15 protein-coding genes are annotated in these 19,299 nt (G+C 66.3%); 11 read left to right on the top strand and 4 right to left on the bottom strand.

The genetic code is table 11. The annotated features are described in order from the left end of the window. Positions 1-22: 22 nt before the first annotated feature. Positions 23-2,002: a Fe(3+)-hydroxamate ABC transporter permease FhuB gene (fhuB, locus tag LB551_RS13235; protein ID WP_224659462.1), complete on the top strand. Its 1,980-nt coding sequence runs from the start codon at positions 23-25 to the stop codon at positions 2,000-2,002. 17 nt (positions 2,003-2,019) lie between these two features. Here fhuB and LB551_RS13230 read toward each other — a convergent pair whose 3' ends face one another. Beyond that, the gene (locus LB551_RS13230; protein WP_224659461.1) at positions 2,020-2,880 is read right to left on the bottom strand and encodes a MurR/RpiR family transcriptional regulator; all 861 of its coding nucleotides are present in this window, start codon (positions 2,878-2,880) and stop codon (positions 2,020-2,022) included. Between the two features lie 183 nt (positions 2,881-3,063). Here LB551_RS13230 and murA point away from each other — a divergent pair, with 183 nt between their 5' ends. The 9 genes from murA to LB551_RS13185 all read left to right on the top strand — a co-directional run bounded on the left by murA (position 3,064) and on the right by LB551_RS13185 (position 13,919). Beyond that, a complete protein-coding gene (gene murA, locus LB551_RS13225; protein ID WP_224659460.1) occupies positions 3,064-4,320 on the top strand; it encodes a UDP-N-acetylglucosamine 1-carboxyvinyltransferase in 1,257 nt (418 codons plus the stop codon). Beyond that, positions 4,317-5,201: an N-acetylglucosamine kinase gene (locus tag LB551_RS13220; protein WP_224659459.1), complete on the top strand. Its 885-nt coding sequence runs from the start codon at positions 4,317-4,319 to the stop codon at positions 5,199-5,201. Before murA ends, LB551_RS13220 begins: the two co-directional genes overlap by 4 nt. A gap of 184 nt (positions 5,202-5,385) precedes the next feature. Beyond that, entirely contained in the window at positions 5,386-6,318 is a 933-nt protein-coding gene (gene murQ, locus LB551_RS13215; RefSeq protein WP_224659458.1) for an N-acetylmuramic acid 6-phosphate etherase, read from the top strand. Positions 6,319-6,480: 162 nt separating this feature from the next. Next, on the top strand, positions 6,481-7,995 hold the full coding sequence (locus LB551_RS13210; RefSeq protein WP_224659457.1) for an ABC transporter substrate-binding protein: 1,515 nt from the start codon (positions 6,481-6,483) through the stop codon (positions 7,993-7,995). 31 nt (positions 7,996-8,026) lie between these two features. Continuing rightward, a complete protein-coding gene (locus LB551_RS13205; RefSeq protein WP_224659456.1) occupies positions 8,027-8,986 on the top strand; it encodes an ABC transporter permease in 960 nt (319 codons plus the stop codon). Next, positions 8,986-9,825 carry an ABC transporter permease gene (locus LB551_RS13200; RefSeq protein WP_224659455.1) on the top strand — a complete coding sequence of 280 codons (840 nt, stop codon included), beginning with the start codon at positions 8,986-8,988 and terminating at the stop codon, positions 9,823-9,825. Before LB551_RS13205 ends, LB551_RS13200 begins: the two co-directional genes overlap by 1 nt. Beyond that, positions 9,822-11,570 carry an ABC transporter ATP-binding protein gene (locus tag LB551_RS13195; protein ID WP_224659454.1) on the top strand — a complete coding sequence of 583 codons (1,749 nt, stop codon included), beginning with the start codon at positions 9,822-9,824 and terminating at the stop codon, positions 11,568-11,570. The genes LB551_RS13200 and LB551_RS13195 overlap by 4 nt, the downstream gene beginning before the upstream one ends. 232 nt (positions 11,571-11,802) lie before the next feature. After that, positions 11,803-12,804, top strand: coding sequence for a serine hydrolase domain-containing protein (locus LB551_RS13190; RefSeq protein ID WP_224659453.1), 1,002 nt, complete (start codon positions 11,803-11,805; stop codon positions 12,802-12,804). Further along, complete coding sequence (locus LB551_RS13185; RefSeq protein ID WP_224659452.1) at positions 12,804-13,919, top strand: anhydro-N-acetylmuramic acid kinase; 1,116 nt, start codon at positions 12,804-12,806, stop codon at positions 13,917-13,919. The genes LB551_RS13190 and LB551_RS13185 overlap by 1 nt, the downstream gene beginning before the upstream one ends. Here LB551_RS13185 and LB551_RS13180 read toward each other — a convergent pair whose 3' ends face one another. Genes LB551_RS13180 through LB551_RS13170 form a run of 3 tightly spaced genes read right to left on the bottom strand, consistent with a single transcriptional unit; the run spans position 13,920 to position 17,593 of the window. Then, a complete protein-coding gene (locus LB551_RS13180; RefSeq protein WP_224623518.1) occupies positions 13,920-14,345 on the bottom strand; it encodes a GNAT family N-acetyltransferase in 426 nt (141 codons plus the stop codon). Positions 14,346-14,384: 39 nt separating this feature from the next. Beyond that, a complete protein-coding gene (locus tag LB551_RS13175) occupies positions 14,385-15,791 on the bottom strand; it encodes a sigma-54-dependent transcriptional regulator (RefSeq protein ID WP_224659451.1) in 1,407 nt (468 codons plus the stop codon). Further along, complete coding sequence (locus LB551_RS13170) at positions 15,788-17,593, bottom strand: sensor histidine kinase (protein WP_224659450.1); 1,806 nt, start codon at positions 17,591-17,593, stop codon at positions 15,788-15,790. The genes LB551_RS13175 and LB551_RS13170 overlap by 4 nt, the downstream gene beginning before the upstream one ends. 323 nt (positions 17,594-17,916) lie before the next feature. Here LB551_RS13170 and LB551_RS13165 point away from each other — a divergent pair, with 323 nt between their 5' ends. Then, on the top strand, positions 17,917-19,245 hold the full coding sequence (locus tag LB551_RS13165) for a dicarboxylate/amino acid:cation symporter (protein ID WP_224659449.1): 1,329 nt from the start codon (positions 17,917-17,919) through the stop codon (positions 19,243-19,245). The last annotated feature ends 54 nt before the right edge of the window (positions 19,246-19,299 follow it).

Below are 19,299 nucleotides of genomic sequence, written 5' to 3'. Positions count from 1 at the left end.
GCGCGCCGTAGCCGGAAGCGAGATGCCTCACCGCACCATCGGCGGCGCGCTGCCGCCGCTCGTCCTGTGGGGCCTGCTCGCCGGGCTGGCCGCACTCTTGTTCGCATGGCGCGTCGGCATGCAGCAGCCGGCATCGGTGCCGGGCGATCTCCATCATGTCATCCTGTTCTACAGCACGCTGCCGCGCGCCGTCGTGGCGGTGCTGGCGGGCGCCGTGCTCGGCCTGTCCGGCCTGCTGTTGCAGCATGTGCTGCGCAATCCGCTGGCGGAACCATCGACGCTCGGCATTTCGGGCGGCGCGCAACTGGCGATGACCACAGCCTCGCTTTACGCGCCGTTGCTGATGGAGCGGTCGCAAGGGCTGGTGGCCTTTGCCGGCGGCACCGCCGCTGTGCTGCTTGTGCTGGCGTTGACCTGGCGGCGCGGGCTGGAGCCGGTGTCGGTCGTGCTCGCCGGAATGATGGTGGCGCTGACCGCGAGTTCCGTCAGCGCCGCGCTGATCCTCGCCAATGGCGATTACCTGTTCTCGCTGTTCATATGGGGCGGCGGGTCGCTGGTGCAGCAGGATTGGGGACCGGCCATCGCGCTGACGACGAGGCTGGCGGCCGGCGCTGTCGCGGCATTGATGCTGCTGCGGCCGCTGACCATCCTTGGCCTCGACGACGCCTCGGCGCGCGGCCTTGGCGTTGCCCGCCACACCAGCCGCTTTCTCATCATCGCGCTTGCGGTATGGATGGCGACGAGCGTCGCGGCGCAGATCGGCGTCATCGGTTTCGTCGGCCTTGCCGCGCCGGCGCTCGCCACGCTTTCGGGCGCGCGCACGCTACGGCAGAAGCTGATCGCCGCGCCGCTGATCGGCGCAGTACTGCTGTGGCTGACGGACGGGCTGGTCCAACTCGCCGCCGGCCCTGGCGGCGAGCGCATTCCGACCGGCGCGGGAACCGCGCTTCTGGGCGGCCCACTGCTGCTTTGGCTGCTGCCGCGGCTGCGCATGTTCGAATGGCCGCATCTCGGTTCCAATGGCATGACGCCGCGCAAGGCCCGCCGGCCTTGGCGCGTCATCCTCGTCCTGCTTGCGCTCACATTTGCCGCCGCCGCCCTGGCCCTCGTGGTCGGTCGCGGACCGGCAGGGTGGTCGATCGCCGGCGGCGACCTGCTGGCCGATCTCGTCTCCTGGCGCGCGCCGCGGGTCGGCGTGGCCGCGGCCGCCGGCGCAATGCTCGCGGCGGCGGGCGTGGTCATCCAGCGCGTTACCGGCAACCCTCTGGCGAGCCCCGAAGTGCTTGGTGTCGGCACCGGCGCGGGCGCCGGCCTGACCGCCGTGTTGACGGTCAGTGCAACCGCCGGGCTCGGCTGGCAGCTCGCCGGCTCGGCCTTGGGCTCACTGGCGGCATTGGCCGCCATGCTGGCCATCGCCGCCAAGGCAAAATTCGGGGCCGACCGATTGCTGCTTGCCGGCATTGCCATGAGCGCGCTGTGCAGCGCGCTGATCACCGCGGCGATCGCGATGGGCAATGCACAGTCCTATGTGCTGTTGCGCTGGCTGAGCGGTTCGACCGGCCAGGCGGCCGCTCTGGACGCATCCGTTGCACTGGCCTGCCTGTTGCCGCTGACGCTGCCGCTTTTTCTTGCCGCGCGCTGGCTGGACATCTTGCCGCTCGGGCCGGACAGCGCGCGCGGACTTGGCGTGCCCGTAGCCGGCGGGCGGCTGATGCTGGTCGTTGTCAGCGCGCTCCTGACCGCGCTGGCCGCTTTGATCGTGGGCCCGTTGAGCTTCGTCGGCCTGATCGCGCCACACCTTGCCCGGCTCCTCGGCTTTTCGCGCGCACGCATTCATCTTGCCGGGGCGATGCTTCTGGGGGCCTTGCTGATGACCATATCGGACTGGCTGTCGCGGATGGCGGCCTTCCCGTACGAACTGCCTGTCGGCCTGTTCGCATCGCTGCTTGGCGGACCTTACCTCGTCTACCTGCTTGCCAAGGGCGTGCCGCGCCAAGGCTGACTCGGCGTCCAGGCAGGCTACGAGGGCCGTTCGGCCTTCAGCACCTGGACCGCCGCCTCGCTGTTGTGGACGTAGTCGTTGGCGTCCGGCTGCTTCTGCACCAGCAGGATGAACAGAAGGTCGGTCAGCGCCAGTTGCGCATCGCGCGCGGTGATGGACGATGAGCGTGCACGCTCCTCGTCGGCGATGGTGTAGAGGCAGATGTCGGCAACGCGGCTCAGCGGATTGTCGTGCAGGCCGGTGACGGCGATCACCATGGTGCCGCGCTTGCGGGCGAGCTCGGCTATGCGCAAGGTTTCGATGCTGGCGCCCGAATGGGAGAGCGCGAACAGCACATCTCCAGGCCCGAGCGTCGAGGCATTGGCCATCTGGATATGGCTGTCGCTGTCATGCAGCACATTGCGGCCAAGCTTCATCAGCTTGTAGGAGAAATCGCGCGCCACCAGCGAGGAGGCGCCGACGCCGACCAGATGGATGCGGCGCGCGCCGTTCAGCAATTCCAACGTCCTGGAGATGATCCGCTCGCTGTTGGCGGCGACGGTTCGCTCCATCGACAGAAGCTTGCTGCCGATCAGCTTCTTCAGGATGACCTGGTAGCCGTCGCCGACCTCGATCGAACCGTGGATCATACCGGCCGGCATCTGCCATTCCCGCGCCTTGGCTTCGCTGACGGCGAGCTTGAGCTCCTGGTAGCTGGCATAGCCGAGCTTCTGGCTGAACTTGACGACGCTCGACTGGCTGCGCCCGATCTCGGCCGCAAGAGCAGCCGTCGACAGCCGCAGCATCTCGTCGGGATTGTCGACGATGTACTGGCCGATCTCACGATCGCCGGGCGCCATGCCGTCGAGCTTGGCACTGATCCTGTTCAGAACGGACATGGTTCCCCTTGCGCTTTGGCGTCCAGCCGCACGGCCGAGGAATAATTTATTCCAATTTCGATTGACAGCCAAGAACGCGGAATTAATTCTCGAACCGGGCCGGATTAAGCACCGGATTGGGAGCAGGCTTTCGAGCGCGCTACGCCGGACGCGGCCCGGCACTGGTCGCATAAGGTTTCAGCCATGGACAGACTGCGCATCGTCGGCGGGCAAAGGCTGCAAGGCGCGGTCACCATATCGGGCGCCAAGAATGCCGCTCTGCCGCAGATCGCGGCGGCGCTGCTCAGCCCCTACCCGCTCGAACTGACCAACCTGCCCGACGTGACCGACGTCGAGAACATGCTCGGCGTGGTGCGGCTGCACGGCGCCGAGGTGACGCGATCGGCCCACGCCGCGACGATCGACACCAGTGCCGCCGTTTCCAACGAGACGTCCTACGACACCGTCAGAAAGATGCGCGCGACAGTGCTGGTGCTGGCGCCGCTACTCGCCCGTTTCGGCCATGCGCGGGTTTCGCTGCCCGGCGGCTGCGCGATCGGCGCGCGGCCGGTCGACATGCATGTCGCCGCACTCGCGGCACTGGGCGCCCGGATCGCCGTCGAGAACGGGCTGATCGTCGCCTCGGCGCCGAACGGGCTCACCGGCACGCGCATCGTGCTGAGCTCGCCATCGGTCGGAGCGACGGAAACCGCCATGATGGCGGCGACCACGGGCAAGGGCGAAACCGAAATCCTCAACGCGGCGCGCGAGCCGGAAGTGGCCGACCTCGCCGCTTGCCTCAACGCCATGGGCGCGCGCATCGAAGGCGCCGGCACGCATCGCATCCTGATTGCCGGCGACACGGACTGGCGCGCGGCCAGGCACGACATCATCCCGGACCGCATCGAGGCCGGCACCTATGCCATCGCCGCGGCGATCACCGGCGGGCAACTGGAACTGACGCATGCCCGGCTCGAGCACATGGCCTCGGTGGTGCAATTGCTGGAGGCGACCGGCGTCGGCGTCTGGCCCGGCGACCGCGGGCTCATCGTGTCGCGCGAGCGGCCACTCAAGGCCGCCGACCTGACCACGGAACCGTATCCGGGCTTTCCGACCGATCTCCAGGCGCAGTTCATGGCGCTGATGTGTTGCGCGCAAGGCGCGTCGCTGCTGCGCGAAACCATCTTCGAGAACCGCTTCATGCATGTTCCCGAACTGATGCGGCTCGGCGCCAACATCAAGCTGCAAGGCACCACCGCGCTGGTGCGCAGCGGCGAGAACCTGCACGGCGCGCAAGTCATGGCCACCGATTTGCGCGCCTCGGTGTCGCTGGTGCTGGCGGCCTTGGTCGCCGAGGGCGAGACGACCATCAACCGCGTCTATCACCTCGACCGTGGCTATGAGCAACTGGACCGCAAGCTGCGTCTGTGCGGCGCCGACATCGAGCGGCTGAGCGCATGAACAACGGCCGCTCCGATTATTTTCTCGGCGTCGACGGCGGCGGGACCGGCTGCCGTGCCCGCATCGAGGATGCGAAGGGGACTGTGCTGGGACAGGGCCTCTCCGGTCCGGCGTCGACACGGCTCGGCATCGATGCGGCCTGGACGTCGGTTGCCAAGGCCTTTGGCGCGGCGATCGAGGAGGCAGGGTTCGGCGCGGCCGAGACCACCCGGATCCACGCCGGCATCGGTCTTGCGGGGATCGGCCGCAAGGGCGCGCTGGAGGCGCTGCGGGCGATCGCGCACCCCTTCGCCAGCATCGATTTCGTCAGCGACGGCGTCGCCGCCTGCCTCGGCGCGCATTCGGGCCAGGACGGCGCCATCGTCATCGCCGGCACCGGTTCGATCGGGCTCGGCTTCGTCGAAGGGCGCGACCTGCGCGCCGGCGGCTATGGCTTTCCGATCTCCGACGAAGGCAGCGGCGCCGATCTCGGCTTGAAGGCCGTGCAGCTGGCATTGCGCGCCCATGACGGCCGACATGAGCGCACGGCGCTGCTGGCGGAAGTCATGCAGCGTTTCGACAACGATCCTATGCAAGCCGTGGCCTGGATGGACCGCGCCAGCGCCACCGACTATGCGGCCCTGGCGCCGATGGTGATGCGCCACGCCGACCAAGGTGATCCGGCCGGGCGGCGCATCGTGCAAAAGGCCGCCGAACAGATCGACACGCTGGTGCGGGTTCTGTTCGAAAAAGGCGCGCCGCGCGTGACCCTGCTTGGCGGGCTCGCCAGTCCGCTCGAACCATGGCTCGCACCCGACGTTCGCCGGCGCCTGAAACCCGCCGATGGCGACGCGGTTTCCGGGGCGATCATTCTTGCCCGGAGGCCGCCCGGCGAGCGCTAACACCGGAGGAATAATTTATTCCATCTTTTCGTTGACGGAACGAATATGGAATTCTAAGACGTTAACGAAACAGCGTAGCGACAATAGATCGAAGTGCGCGTGTACCGGAGCCGTTGAGGAACCGCTCCCCTCACGGCTGAGCGACCTAGTTTTGAAAGCACTGGCCTGATTTTGAAAGCGTGAGATGAGCGAGCAAGGTTTGATGTCCGAGCTGGACCGGCTGGTTTCCGAAGGCCGCAATCCGCGGACCATGGACATCGACCTGCTGCCGACGATCGATGTGCTGCGCAAGATCAACGACGAGGACCGGGTGGTCCCGGCGGCGGTCGAAAAGGTGCTGCCGGACATCGCGGCCGCGGTCGACCGCATCGTCCTCGCCTTCCAGAAAGGCGCCCGGCTCATCTATATGGGCGCCGGCACCAGCGGCCGCCTGGGCGTGCTCGACGCCTCGGAATGTCCGCCCACTTTCGGCGTGCCGGAAGGCATGGTCATTGGCCTGATCGCCGGCGGGCCCGACGCGCTGGTGCGCTCGACCGAAGGCGCCGAGGATGATCCCAAGAGGGGCGCCAGGGCCTTGCAGGACATCAAGCTCACCCCGGACGACGTGGTGGTCGGCATCGCGGTCAGCGGGCGCACGCCCTATGTGATCGGCGGGCTGAACCATGCCAAGCAGGTGGGAGCAACGACGGTCGCCCTGTCCTGCAATCCGGCATCGACCATAGCGGGTATTGCCGACATCGCCATCTCGCCTGTCGTCGGTCCCGAGGTGCTGACAGGCTCGACGCGGCTGAAATCCGGAACGGCGCAGAAGCTGGTGCTCAACATGCTGAGCACGGCCTCGATGATCCGCATCGGCAAGAGCTACCAGAACCTGATGGTGGACCTTAATCCGTCCAACAGGAAACTGGTCGCCAGGGCAACCAGGATCGTGATGCAGACCACAGGCTGCACGGCGGCGCAGGCGCGCCAGGCGCTCGGCCGGACCGGCAACGACGTGAAGCTGGCGATCCTGCTGACCATCACCGGGCTTGAGGTCGAGGAGGCACGCGCAGCCCTCGCCAAGGCAGGGGGTTTCCTGCGAAAGGCAATCAGCGACAAGACGCGTGAAGGCGCTTGAGACAAGACGCATGAAGGCGCTTTAGACAAGGCGGCATGAAGCCACTTAGACAAGACGGCGCGAAGCCGCATAGACTGGGCCGATGCACCAAAGCGCGTGTGTCTTGGAAGCGGTCCGCAGAACTGCAAGGGCATCGGGTTCAAGCAAAGATGGGAGACGAGAATGGTTCACCTCACAAGAAAGCTGCTGTCGGGCATCACTCTGGCAGCCATGCTTGGCATCGCCACTGTTTCGACGCAGGCGGCAACGCTGCACATGGCCTGGTCGCAGGATGCAACGGGACTTGATCCGCACAAGCAGACGGCCTTTTCCTCGCTGCGGCTCCTGGAGCTGATCTATGAGCCGCTGGTGCGGGTCGATGCCAGCCTGCGGATCATCCCGGCCATCGCCACGTCCTGGGAATTCTCCAAGGACGGCAAGGAGCTGACCTTCAAGCTCGATCCCAAGGCGAAATTCCAGGACGGCGCTGCCGTGACCCCGGCCGACGTCAAGGCATCGTTCGAGCGCATCCTGGACGAGAAGACAGGCGCCGCCGCCCGTGCCAACTTCCTGTCGATCACCAGCATCGACACGCCGGACGCTGGAACCGTCGTCTTCCATCTATCGCAGCCCGACGCGCCGATCCTGACTGCGATGAGCGACATCAACGCGGCCATCGTGCCGGCGGCCGAGATCAAGGCCGGCTCGATCGGCACCAAAACGGTCGGCTCCGGACCGTTCAAGCTCGACAAATGGGACCCCAACGCCAAGGAAGTCTTGAGCGCCAACAAGGAATGGGCCGGCGGCGCGACCGGCGTCGACGGCATCGAGATCAGCGTGTTGCCCGATGAAGCGGCGATCCTCGCCGCCATGCGCACCAAGCAGGTCGATTTCGCGCTGCTCAACGATCCGCTGGTGGCCACGCTTGTGCCGAAGGAGGCCAGCCTGCAACTGAACCGCGCGCCAGTGCTGGCCTATAACGTGCTGCAGCTCAATCCGTCACGCAAGCCGATGACCGAGCTCAAGGTGCGCCAGGCGATCTCCTGCGCGATCGACCGGCAGGAGGTGCTGGACACCGCCGCGCTCGGTGAAGGCAAGGTCACCGGACCGCTGACCATCCCAGCACTTGCGACCGATCCAAGCCAGCTCTTCTGCTACAAGCGCGATGTCGAGAAGGCCAAGAAGCTGATGGCGGAGGCGGGCTTTGCCGACGGCTTTTCGGCGACCGTGATCGGCGCCACCGGCGAGCCGCCGACGGCGGCGGCAGAAGCCCAGGTCATCCAGTCGCAGCTCGCCGAGATCGGCGTCAAGCTCGACATCAAGATGATGGAGCTCAACGTCTATGTCGACGCCTGGCTGAAGGGCGATTTCGACATGGCGATCGCCTTGAACGGCGGCCGCGCCGACCCCTACACCATGTACAACCGCTACTGGACCAAGGCAGGCAATCTGCAGAAGGTGGCCAACTACATAGACGACACGCTGGATAGCCTGATGCAGAAAGGCCGCGCCGAGACCGATCCGGCCAAGCGCAAGGCGATCTTCGCCGAGTTCGAGAAGCACCTCGCCGAAGTTTCGCCCTGGATCTGGCTCTACACGTCCTACAGCTACACCGCTCAACAGAAGAACGTCGCCGGGTTCCTGCCGACGCCGACGGGCACGCTGTTCAGCCTCAGCAAGGTTACCATCCAGCAGTAGCCGCAGGCATCGGACGAGAGGACTTCTTCGCGTGAACTATCTGATGCGACGACTGGCGGCGTTTCCTCTCGTCCTGCTTGGCGTGTCCATCCTGGTCTTCGTGGCGATCCGGATGGTGCCGGGCGATTCGATTACCGCGATGCTGGGCACCGAGGCCGGCCTGCTGACGCCGGCGCAGCGCGATGCGCTCGCCGCCTATTTCGGCATCGACCAGCCCTGGTTCGTCCAGTACTGGCGCTGGATCGGCGGCATCCTGCACGGCAATTTCGGCATCTCCGTCACCTATGGCAGGCCGGTATTGGACGTCATCCTCGAGCGCTTCCCGCTGACGCTGGAACTGGCCGTGCTGTCGATGATCATCGCGCTCGCCGTCGGCATGCCGGCGGGCATCTACGCCGCCACGCATAGCGAGAAATTGTCCGACCTCGGAGTGCGCATCGTCGCCATGATCGGCCAGTCGACGCCGAGCTTCGTGCTTGGCCTTTTGATCATCTACGCGCTGTCGGCCGGTTTCGGCGTGCTGCCGGCGATGGGCGAATTCGCGCCGCTGCGGCAGGATCCGTTGCGCAATCTCAGCCAGCTGATCCTGCCTGCCATCACGCTCGGCTTCGCTTTCGCCGCCTCCGTCACCCGCATCTCGCGCTCGGCCATGCTCGACGTGTTGAGCGACGACTATGTGCGCACCGCCCGCAGCAAGGGCGCCTCGGCGCGCAGCGTCATCTGGCGGCATGCGCTCCCCAACGCGCTCATCCCGGTGGTGACGCTGAGCGGCATCGAGTTCGGCTATCTCCTGGGCGGCGCGGTCATCGTCGAGCAGATCTACGCCCTGCCCGGCCTCGGCCGCATGGTGCTCGATGCCATCCTCCAGCGCGACTACGCGCTGGTGCAGGGCAGCGTGCTGTTCATCGCCTTCAACTTCATGATCGTCAATCTCCTGGTGGACCTCGCCTATATCGCGCTCGATCCGCGCATCCGGCTGGGCGAGCAGTGATGCGCATGCTGCGCGCCATCTTCGGGCACGGCAGCGGCCGTATCGGCGGCGTGATCGTCGGCGTCTATCTCCTGGTCGCCGCCCTCGGCGTGCTGGGACTCACGCCTCACAATCCGATCACGCAATACCGGATCGACCGGCTGCACGCGCCTGATGGCACCTACTGGATGGGCACCGACCTGTTCGGCCGCGACGTGGCGAGCCGGCTGATGGCGGGCGTCGGCCAGTCCTTCACAGTGGCGTTCTTTTCGGTCGCCTTCGCCGCGCTTGCCGGCACCGTGCTCGGGCTCGCCGCCGCCTGGCTCGGGCGCCGCTGGGACGGCATGGTGATGCGGATCATGGACGTGCTGCTGGCCTTCCCGGCCATCCTCCTGGCGCTGCTGATCGTCACCGTTGCCGGACCTGGCACATGGACCAGCGTGGTCGCCATCGGCGTCGTCTACACGCCGATCTTCACGCGCGTGGTGCGCGGTCCCGCTTTGTCGCTCAAGGCGCGCGAATTCGTCGACGCCGCGCGCACCTTCGGCAGCAGCTCGTTCTATATCGTCACGCGGCATTTGCTGCTCAATCTGGTGGCGCCCCTGACCGTCCAGGTGACGCTGGCGCTGGCCTGGGCGCTGCTCACCGAAGCCGGCTTGAGTTTTCTCGGGCTTGGCACGCAGCCGCCGGCCGCCTCGCTCGGCCTGATGCTGAGCGACAGCCGCAATTTGATGGAAACCGCGCCATGGCTGATGATCTTCCCGGGCCTGGCGATCATGATCAGCATTCTGGGCTTCAACCTGCTGGGCGACGCCTTGCGCGACATCCTCGATCCCAGGATGCGGAGAGCGCTCGCATGATCCCGCTTCTGTCGGTTCGCGACCTGCGCGTCGGCTTCGGCCGCGACCCGCAAGCCAATGAAGCGGTGCGCGGCGTCAGCTTCGACCTCGCCGACGGCGAAACGCTGGCCATTGTCGGCGAAAGCGGTTCGGGCAAGTCGGTCACCGCGCTGTCGATCAACCGTCTCATCGATTTCGGCGGCGGCCGCATCACCGGAGGCGCCATGACGCTGAAACGGGCCGACGGCAGCCTCTTCGACCTGACGACCGCGACCGAGCCGCAACTGACCGGCATTCGCGGCGCAGAGATCGGCATGATCTTCCAGGAGCCGATGACCTCGCTCAATCCGGTGCTGACGATCGGCACGCAGATCGAGGAATCGTTCCGGTTGCACCGTGGACTGACCGGAAGACAAGCCACCGCGGCGGCCAAGGACGCGCTCGACCGCGTGCGCATCCCCGATGCGGCAAGGCGGCTGAAATACACGCCCAACCAGCTGTCGGGCGGCATGCTGCAAAGGGTGATGATCGCCATTGCGCTCGCCTGCAATCCGCGCCTGCTCATCGCCGACGAACCGACCACGGCGCTCGATGTGACGGTACAGGCGCAGATCATGGCGCTGCTTGCAGAGCTCAAGCAGGAAAGCGGCATGTCGATGATCTTCATCACCCACGACATCGGCCTTGTCGCCGGCATCGCCGACAAGGTGATGGTGATGCAGAACGGGCAGGCCGTGGAACAGGGCGAATTGAACCAGATCCTCGACAGGCCGCAGCACGCCTACACGCAGCATCTATTGCGGGATGTGCCGCATTTCGCCCACGGCCGCGCGACACGCGCGGACCGACAGCGCGACAAGAATGCAAGGACCGGCCCGGCCCTGGAGGTCAACGGCCTGGTGGTGCGGTTTCCGCTCAGGAGCAATTTCTTCAGCCATGCGAGCGGCGCCGTGCACGCCGTCGACGGTGTCGACTTCGACCTGATGCCGGGCGAGACATTGGCCATTGTCGGCGAGAGCGGTTCGGGCAAATCAACCACCGCGAAAGCACTCCTTGGGCTGGTGCGCTCGACGCGCGGCAGCTTCTCGGTCGCCGCCCGGACAGCCTCGGCAAAGCACAGCGCCAAGCCCGTGCAGATGGTTTTCCAGAACCCCTACGCTTCGCTCAACCCGCGGCTGAGCATCGAAAGCATCCTGGCGGAGCCGGTGATCGCCAACGGCGGCCGGGCGGATGCCGAAACGCGAGCCAGGATGGCGAGCCTGCTGGAGCGCGTCGGCCTGCCGGAGAACAGTTTGCAGCGCTATCCGCACGAATTCTCCGGAGGCCAGCGGCAAAGGCTGTGCATTGCCCGCGCGCTGATGCTCAACCCGTCGGTCGTCGTTCTGGATGAAGCGGTTTCCGCCCTCGATGTCTCGGTGCAGGCCAAGGTGCTTGAGCTGCTGGTCGACCTGCAGCACGAGTTCGGGCTGGCCTATCTGTTCATTTCGCACGATATGGCTGTCGTCGAGCGGATCGCCCACCGCATCGCCGTCATCTATGCCGGCCAGATCGTCGAGATCGGCGACGCGGCCTCGGTGCTGTCGGCGCCGAAACATTCCTATACGAAGAAGCTCATATCAGCGGTTCCGGCCATCGACCGGCGGCATGAGCGTTTCGAGATCGACACACGTCAGGTGCCGTCGCTGTTGCGCCCACGGGGGTTTGAGCCGGCACCGGCGAGATGGGAGCGGTTTGGCGGGGATCATATGGCGAGGGTGGAAGGGTGATGAGGAGTGGCGCCCTGGGATATGCGAGGTCGGCGGGCCAGCGCCCCCCTCTGCCCTGCCGGGCATCTCCCCCACGAGGGGGGAGATCGGATTTCGTCACTGCTTTCGCCGATCTCCAGCGTTGTAGGGTTGGCGGAACATCAACGCTGCCAATCTCCCCCCTCGTGGGGGAGATGGCCGGCAGGCCAGAGGGGGGCGCGAAGGATCGCTGCCTCTCCGAGGGAGGCAGGCATTGACCAACCTCGCCCCACTTTTCGACCGCGCCTTCGAACCACTGGCGGCAGCAGTGGCCGCCAGGTGCATTCCCGGGGGCGTGCTCGGCATTGTCGACAGCGATGGCCAACGCATCACCAGAGCCATCGGCGCGGCGCAGTTGGTTCCGAATGCGCGACCAATGCGCGAGGAGACCTGGTTCGACCTGGCATCCCTGACCAAGGTGATCTTCACGACGCCGCGCATTCTGGCGCTGGCGCAGGACGGTGCCATCGATCTCGACGCGGCGCTGATCTCGGTGCTGCCGGATCTTCGCCAGTACGACGCGAGTGCCTGGGAGCGGAAGGTGACGTTTCGCCAGTGCCTCGGGCACCAGACGCCCTTCCCGGCCGTTGAACCGATCTACACCTATGGCCGCGATCCCGACCTGCTGCGCGCCTTCATCCTGCAACGGGAATGGCGGGCGCGCGATCCGGTTTATTCCGACATCAATTTCATTCTTCTGGGCTTTGCGCTCGAGCGGCTGTCGGGCAAGACGATCCGCGACATGGAGCCCGGCCCGGGATTTGCGTGGTCCACCAAGCCCGATGTCGCTGCGGCGACCGAGGACTGCACCTGGCGCCACCGGGTTCTGTCCGGCGAAGTCCATGACGATAATTGCGCGGCATTGCAAGGCGCCGGCCATGCCGGCCTGTTCGGCACGGCGGCCTCGGTGCTCGATTTCGCCCAAGTGCTGCTGACCGGCGCATCCGAATGCTCGACCGCGCTGATGCGGCAGCCCTTGTCCGCCACCCGCACTCATGGCTGGGAGCGTCCCTATGACGGCTGGTCCGGCGACGCCTTGTGCAGCCCGGGAACGATAGGCCATACCGGTTTTACCGGCACGGGGCTGTGGATCGACTTCGACAGGGGCAAGGCCTGGACCTTGCTTACCAACCGGATCCATCCGACACGTCATTTCGACAGCGGAATCGTCGCGCTTCGCCAAGCGGTCGGCGATCTCATCAATGGAGTTCGATAATGGAATCCATCTGGGCCGTCGGCCTGATGACCGGCACCGTGCTGGACGGCAACATCGATGTCGCCCTGATCAAAACCGATGGCGAGCGCATCGACGATTTCGGCACCTACCGCCTGATGCCCTACCCCCCGTCGATCCGCTCACTGCTCGAGGAGACGCTGAAGCAGGCGCGGGCCTGGAATTTCACCGGACCGGAGCCGGCGATCTTCCGCGAAGCCGAGGAGGCGCTGACGCGCGCGCAATCAGCGGCGGTCAGGGAGCTTGTCGAAGGCTATGGGATGAGGATGGCGGACATCGGCGTGGTCGGCTTCCACGGCCAGACCGTGCTGCATCGCGCGCCGCAAATCGGCCGGCTCGGCCAGACCCGGCAGCTCGGCGACGGCGAGTTGATGCATGCGCTCCTCGGCACCAAGGTTGCCTATGATTTCCGCTCTGCCGACATGCGCGCGGGGGGACAGGGCGCGCCGTTGGCGGCCGCCTATCACACCGCGCTGATGAGCAGCGCCGGCGCCAGCGGCGAGGTGGCCGTGCTCAACCTCGGCGGCGTCGCCAACATCACCTGGTGGGACGGCGGCGACAATGTCGTCGCCTTCGACACCGGCCCCGCCAACGCACCGCTCAACGACTTCATCAAGTCGAAGGGGCTCGGCGAAATGGACCGCGACGGCGCGCTTGGCCGGGCGGGAACGGTCGACGAAGCCCGGCTCGCCAAGCTGTTGCAGCACCCCTACCTGACCAAGGCCTATCCGAAATCGCTCGACCGCTTCGATTTCGGCGCCGCCATGGCGGATGGCCTGAACGCGGAGGATGGCGCTGCGCTTTTGACCGCCTTCACCGCTTCCGCCGTCGGCAAGGCACTAGACCTCTTGCCACACCGGCCGAAAAAACTGGTGGTCAGCGGCGGCGGCCGCCACAACCCGACGATGATGGCAATGATCGCCAGCCGCGCCGGTGTCGAGGTGGTGCAGGCCGAAAGCCTCGGCTGGAGCGGCGACGCGGTGGAGGCGGAGTGTTTTGCCTTTTTGGCGGTGCGCGTGCTGCGCGGCCTGCCGATCAGTTTCCCCAGCACGACGGGCGCGCCGCAGCCGATGCGCGGCGGACGGCTGGCTGGTTGATCAGTCGCCAAGCTTTTTCTGCAGGAAGACGCGGCTGCGGCCGACGGGGAAATCGGCAAGCGTTCCGAAGGGCCGGTAGCCCTGGCGCTGATAGACCCTGGCGGCGTTCGGGTTGAAGGTGTCGATCCAGGCGTTCTGGCAACCGCGCGCCACCGCCTCCTTCTCGGCCGCGTCCAGCATCCTGCCGGCCATGTGCCGGCCGCGCAGCCTTTCGTCGACCCACAGCCATTGCACGTAGAGCCAGCCCCAAGCGGTGTAGCCGGAAATGCCGGCGACGACCGCGCCATGTTCGTCGCGTACGAACACCGCCAGGGCCTTCCTTTCGGATGCCCCGACATCGCCGTCGTTGAACGCCGCCAGGCGCTCGCCGAGAAAGGCGAGTTCTTCCGGCAAGGGGTTTGCCGTTGTTTCCAGTGTCGTGTTCATGGCTCTTTCCGGAGTGCGCAGTTGGCTGGGAATGAAGCGTTACGAAGGGCGGGCAAGTTTTACGCCCGTGCTCGAACCGGGCGTATCCGGGTCGCTATTGCGGTATTCGGACGCGACGATGCCGTAGCGCTTAAGCTTGTCGTAGAAAGTCTTGCGCGGGACGCCGAGTGCATCGATGGCGCCGCGCACATCTCCGGCGTGATCGCGCAAGGCCTCGCGGATGAGTTGCGCTTCGTAGCGGCCGACCCGTTCGGGCAGCGCCGCCGCGGGCTCCGACAAGCGCGCGGACGTCGCCCCGGCCTCCTCGTCAGGCCCCAGGCCAAGCGCGACGCGGTCGGCGAAATGCGCCAGCTCGCGCACATTGCCCGGCCAGTCATGCGACTGGAGATGGTCGCTCACCGCGGCATTCACGGCCGCGACAGGACGGCCGAAACGCTGCGAGGCCTTGCCCAGGAAATGCCCGAACAGCATCGGGATGTCGCCGCGCCGCTCGCGCAGAGGCGGGATGCGCAGCGTCACCACGTTTAGACGGAAATAGAGATCCTCGCGGAAATCGCCACGCTGGTCTGGCCGACCGAGGTCGATTTTCGTTGCCGCCACGACCCGCAGATCGAGGCGGCGCGTTTCGTTGGAGCCGAGCGGAGTGAGGCTGCGCGTCTCCAACACTCGCAGCAGCTTGACCTGGAGCGGCGCCGGCATGGATTCGATCTCGTCGAGGAACAGCGTGCCGCCGCTGGAATGCTCGATGCGGCCGATCCGCCGCCGCTGCGCCCCCGTGAACGCGCCCGGCTCGTGGCCGAACAGCTCGCTCTCGATGACGGTTTCCGGCAGGGCGCCGCAATTCAGCGCCACGAAAGGTTTGGCGCGGCGCCGCCCCCATCGGTGCAGGAGATCCGCCACCACCTCCTTGCCGGTGCCGGTCTCCCCTTCCACCAGCACGTCGACATCCATGTCGGCGATCTGGCGCAAGGTCTCACGCAGGCGGCGGATGGCGGGCGCCTCGCCGATCAGCGGCAGGCCGTCGGCGGCCTGCGCGGCGGCCTCGTGCAGCCGCCGGTTCTCCATCACCAGCCGCCGCTTTTCGCTTGCCCGCTTCAGCGCCTCGACAAGGCGCTCGCCGGCATAGGGTTTCGGGATGAAGTCGTAGACGCCATCCTTGAGCGCGGCCACCGCGAGGTCGATATCGCCATGCCCGGTGACCAGGATGACCGGTATGTCGATGTCGATCGCCCTGATCCGATCGAACAGCTGCAAGCCATTCATGCCGGGCATACGGATATCGCTGACAACCACGCCCTGGAAATCCCGGTCGACGGCGGCAAGCGCTGCCTCCGCGGCCTTTAACGCGATCACGTTGAAGCCGGCAAGCTCGAGCAATTGCGTGGTGGCGTGAAGCAGATCCGCGTCGTCTTCGACGAGCGCGACCAGCCCTGATCCCTGCGTCATTCAATTCGCCTCAGATCTATGGTGAAGGACGCGCCTTTTGTGCAGTCGGGATCGAGGCGCAGCGTGCCGCCCAGTTCCTGGGCGATCTCCTGCGAGATCACCAGACCGAGGCCAAGCCCCTTCTCCTTGGTGGTCTGGAACGGCATGAACAGATTGCCGGCCGCCTCGGGCCCGAGACCAGGGCCATTGTCGCGCACCGAAACCAGCACCCTGTCGTCGCGCTCGGCAAGCTCGATCTCGATGCGCGGATCGGGCCGGTCCTTCAGGGCATCCAGCGCATTCTGCAAGAGATTGACCAGGATCTGCTCCAACCGGATGCGGCTGGCCATGACCATCGGCGAGGCAGTGCCGCGCGGCTTGACGATGGTCACGCCGGAATCGCGGATGCGGCCGGACAGGAGCGACAGCGCGCCGTCGATCGCTTCGCGCACCGGCAATGGCGAGGCGGCGACGCCTGGCCGCCGCGCGAAGGTGCGCAGCGTGCCGGTTATGGCGCCGATGCGTTCGGTCATCGACACGATCGATGTCAGGTTGCCGGAAACGGATTCGACCTTGCCGCCATGCAGAAAGCGGCCGGCATTCTCGGCATAGGTGCGTATCGCCGCCACCGGCTGGTTGATCTCATGCGCGACGCCGGCGGCGATCTGGCCGAGGATGGAAAGCCGGTTGGCCTGGGCGAGATCGTCGCGCAGCCAACGGACCTTGGCCTCGGCGTTTTCGCGCTCGGCGATCTCGCCGGCGAGGGCCGCGTTGGAGCGGGTCAGTTCCGCCGTTCGTGTGCTTACCCTGCTCTCCAGTTCGGCATTCATGCGCGCCAGCGCTTCCTGCCTCAGGCGGCGGGCACGGCGGCGCCTGAGAAGCACATAGGCAAGCAAACCCGTCAGCAGCAGCGCCAGCAGCGTGGTCAGGCGCGCCGTGTTGGCGGCCGACGTCAAGGCGGCATCGGCAGGTGTGAGCAGCCACAGACGCCAGCCAGGAACCGCGCCGGGCAGGTCCTGCACCACCTCGACGAACCGGCGCGGCTTTCCGGCATCGTCGATCGTCGCCAGGCCGTCGCCGGCACCGCGTCGTATGGGCAGCGGTTCGAAGCCGGCTTCGGCGAGTTGAAGCTGCTCGTGGGCTGTCGCAGCGTCCGCGGCGGAGAGCGGAGCAAGCGCGTGGAACCGCCACTCGGGCCGGCTGGTGGCCAGCACGACACCGCGCTCGTCGGTGACGAAGACGACAAAGCCGCTGGAGCGCCAATTGGCTTCGACGCCGTCGAGCTCGACTTTCAGCACCGCGACGCCGAGCGGCGTGTTGCCGTCGTCGACGCGGCTGGCGAGATAAAGTCCCGGCCTGCCGCTGATCGTGCCGAGGCCATACTGACTGGCGGCGCCCTTGACCATGGCATCGGTAAAATAGTGACGAAAGTTGTAGTCGATGCCGACGAAGCTGCCCGGCTCGCCGGCGTTGCTGGCGGATATTGCGATGCCTGCCGTGTCGATGACATAGATGGCGGATGCCGAGGCGTCCGCTGCAATGGCCCGGAGCTTGTCATCGAGCGCTGTCTCTTGCGTTTTGCCGGCCCGGCGCAACGCGTCGCGCACCGCATCGTCGCGTGCCAGCACCAAGGGAACGAGACGCTGCTTTTCGATTTCGCCGGTCAGGGTGCCCGCCGCCAGCGGCAAGGCTGCCAGTGCTCCGTCGCGCAGATCGCGGGCGGCCTGGCTGGCGGCAAGGCGCCCGGCAATCGCGACCGCTCCCGCCAGCATTGCCAGAACGATCAGGAGAATGAGCCAGCGGCCGTCACGCAGCCTGGCCATCGCTTCGCGCAGCAGGTCGCGGCCGGCAAACTCCTGATATCCGCTATCGGTGCCTGCCTGTGGCGTCTGACCTCTCCACCGTTCGCTGTTCAGCAGCCACTGTAATGCGAAACTCCGCCCAGGCAAACCAGGGCGAGTGCGGAAATCCGCACAGGCCTCCATCGAAACGGGGACAAAACTGCCGGAAATCCGGGGGTCCGGCGTTTTCTCGATCTGGCACGGCGCTTGCAAAACTCTCGACAGCGGCGAGCGACCGGAGCGCCGCGATGGGAGAAGTCTTGCGGGGCGGCGCGCGCCGTTCCCTCCGGCCAGGGAGATAGCAGATGCACATGGCAAACCAATCACGCGCGCCCGCCGCGCAGCGCAAGCCGCTCTATGCCCAACTGTACGTGCAGGTGCTGGTGGCGATCACCGTCGGCATCCTGCTCGGCCATTTCTATCCGTCGCTCGGCGAGAGCATGAAGCCGCTCGGCGACGCCTTCATCAAGCTGGTGAAGATGATCATCGCCCCGGTCATCTTCCTGACGGTCGCGACCGGCATCGCCGGCATGAGCGACCTGCAGAAGGTCGGCCGTGTCGCCGGCAAGGCGATGCTCTATTTCCTCACCTTCTCGACACTGGCGCTCATCATCGGCCTGATCGTGGCCAATGTCGTGCAGCCCGGCGCCGGCTTCAACATCGACCCGGCGACGCTCGACGCCGCGACCGTCAACAGCTACGCCGCCAAGGCGCACGACCAGTCGGTCACCGGCTTCCTGATGAACATCATCCCTGCGACGATCGTCGGCGCCTTCGCCGACGGCGACATATTGCAGGTGCTGTTCTTTTCGGTGCTGTTCGGCATCGCGCTGGCGCTGGTCGGCGACAAGGGCGCGCCGGTGCTCAATTTCCTGCAGGCGCTGATGGCGCCGATGTTCAAGCTGGTCAGCGTGCTGATGAAGGCAGCCCCGATCGGCGCTTTCGGCGCCATGGCCTTCACCATCGGCAAATACGGCATCGGCTCGGTCATCAACCTCGCCATGCTGGTCGGCACCTTCTACGTGACCGCTTTCCTGTTCGTGTTCGTCGTGCTGGGCGCCGTCTGCCGCTACAACGGGTTCTCTATCCTGTCGCTGATCCGCTACATCAAGGAGGAGCTGCTTCTGGTGCTGGGCACCTCGTCTTCGGAAGCGGCACTGCCCTCGCTGATGGAGAAGATGGAGAAGGCCGGCGCCAAGCGCTCGGTGGTCGGCCTGGTCATCCCGACCGGCTATTCCTTCAATCTCGACGGCACCAACATCTACATGACGCTGGCCGCGCTGTTCATCGCGCAGGCAACGAACATCCACCTCTCCTTCGGCGACCAGATCCTGCTGCTCTTGGTGGCGATGCTTTCCTCCAAGGGGGCGGCCGGCATCACCGGCGCCGGTTTCATCACTCTTGCCGCCACGCTTTCGGTGGTGCCGGCCGTGCCTGTCGCCGGCATGGCGCTGATCCTCGGCGTCGATCGCTTCATGTCGGAATGCCGGGCGCTGACAAACTTCGTCGGCAATGCGGTGGCGACGCTGGTGGTGGCGCGCTGGGAAGGCGAACTCGACGAGGCCAAGCTGGCCAGGGCGCTGGCGGGTACCGCCGACGATAGCCTGCCGGCGGACATCGTTCCCGCCGAGTAATCGCAGCGGCCGCACAGCGATAGCAAATAGCCTGAGGCATCGCTGCCTCGGGCC

The organism is Mesorhizobium sp. BR1-1-2 (genome assembly GCF_020165435.1).
Lineage (GTDB): Bacteria > Pseudomonadota > Alphaproteobacteria > Rhizobiales > Rhizobiaceae > Mesorhizobium.
Note: the sequence above shows the minus strand (reverse complement) of the source record. Positions and strands in the feature narration are given on the sequence as shown.

Bases quoted from the DNA above. Each gene is read 5' to 3' on its own strand.
- fhuB (WP_224659462.1), top strand. From the start codon at position 23: ATGCCTCACCGCACCATCGGCGGCGCGCTGCCGCCGCTCGTCCTGTGG.
- LB551_RS13230 (WP_224659461.1), bottom strand. From the start codon at position 2,880: ATGTCCGTTCTGAACAGGATCAGTGCCAAGCTCGACGGCATGGCGCCC.
- murA (WP_224659460.1), top strand. From the start codon at position 3,064: ATGGACAGACTGCGCATCGTCGGCGGGCAAAGGCTGCAAGGCGCGGTC.
- LB551_RS13220 (WP_224659459.1), top strand. From the start codon at position 4,317: ATGAACAACGGCCGCTCCGATTATTTTCTCGGCGTCGACGGCGGCGGG.
- murQ (WP_224659458.1), top strand. From the start codon at position 5,386: ATGAGCGAGCAAGGTTTGATGTCCGAGCTGGACCGGCTGGTTTCCGAA.
- LB551_RS13210 (WP_224659457.1), top strand. From the start codon at position 6,481: ATGGTTCACCTCACAAGAAAGCTGCTGTCGGGCATCACTCTGGCAGCC.
- LB551_RS13200 (WP_224659455.1), top strand. From the start codon at position 8,986: ATGCGCATGCTGCGCGCCATCTTCGGGCACGGCAGCGGCCGTATCGGC.
- LB551_RS13195 (WP_224659454.1), top strand. From the start codon at position 9,822: ATGATCCCGCTTCTGTCGGTTCGCGACCTGCGCGTCGGCTTCGGCCGC.
- LB551_RS13185 (WP_224659452.1), top strand. From the start codon at position 12,804: ATGGAATCCATCTGGGCCGTCGGCCTGATGACCGGCACCGTGCTGGAC.
- LB551_RS13180 (WP_224623518.1), bottom strand. From the start codon at position 14,345: ATGAACACGACACTGGAAACAACGGCAAACCCCTTGCCGGAAGAACTC.
- LB551_RS13175 (WP_224659451.1), bottom strand. From the start codon at position 15,791: ATGACGCAGGGATCAGGGCTGGTCGCGCTCGTCGAAGACGACGCGGAT.
- LB551_RS13170 (WP_224659450.1), bottom strand. From the start codon at position 17,593: ATGGCCAGGCTGCGTGACGGCCGCTGGCTCATTCTCCTGATCGTTCTG.
- LB551_RS13165 (WP_224659449.1), top strand. From the start codon at position 17,917: ATGCACATGGCAAACCAATCACGCGCGCCCGCCGCGCAGCGCAAGCCG.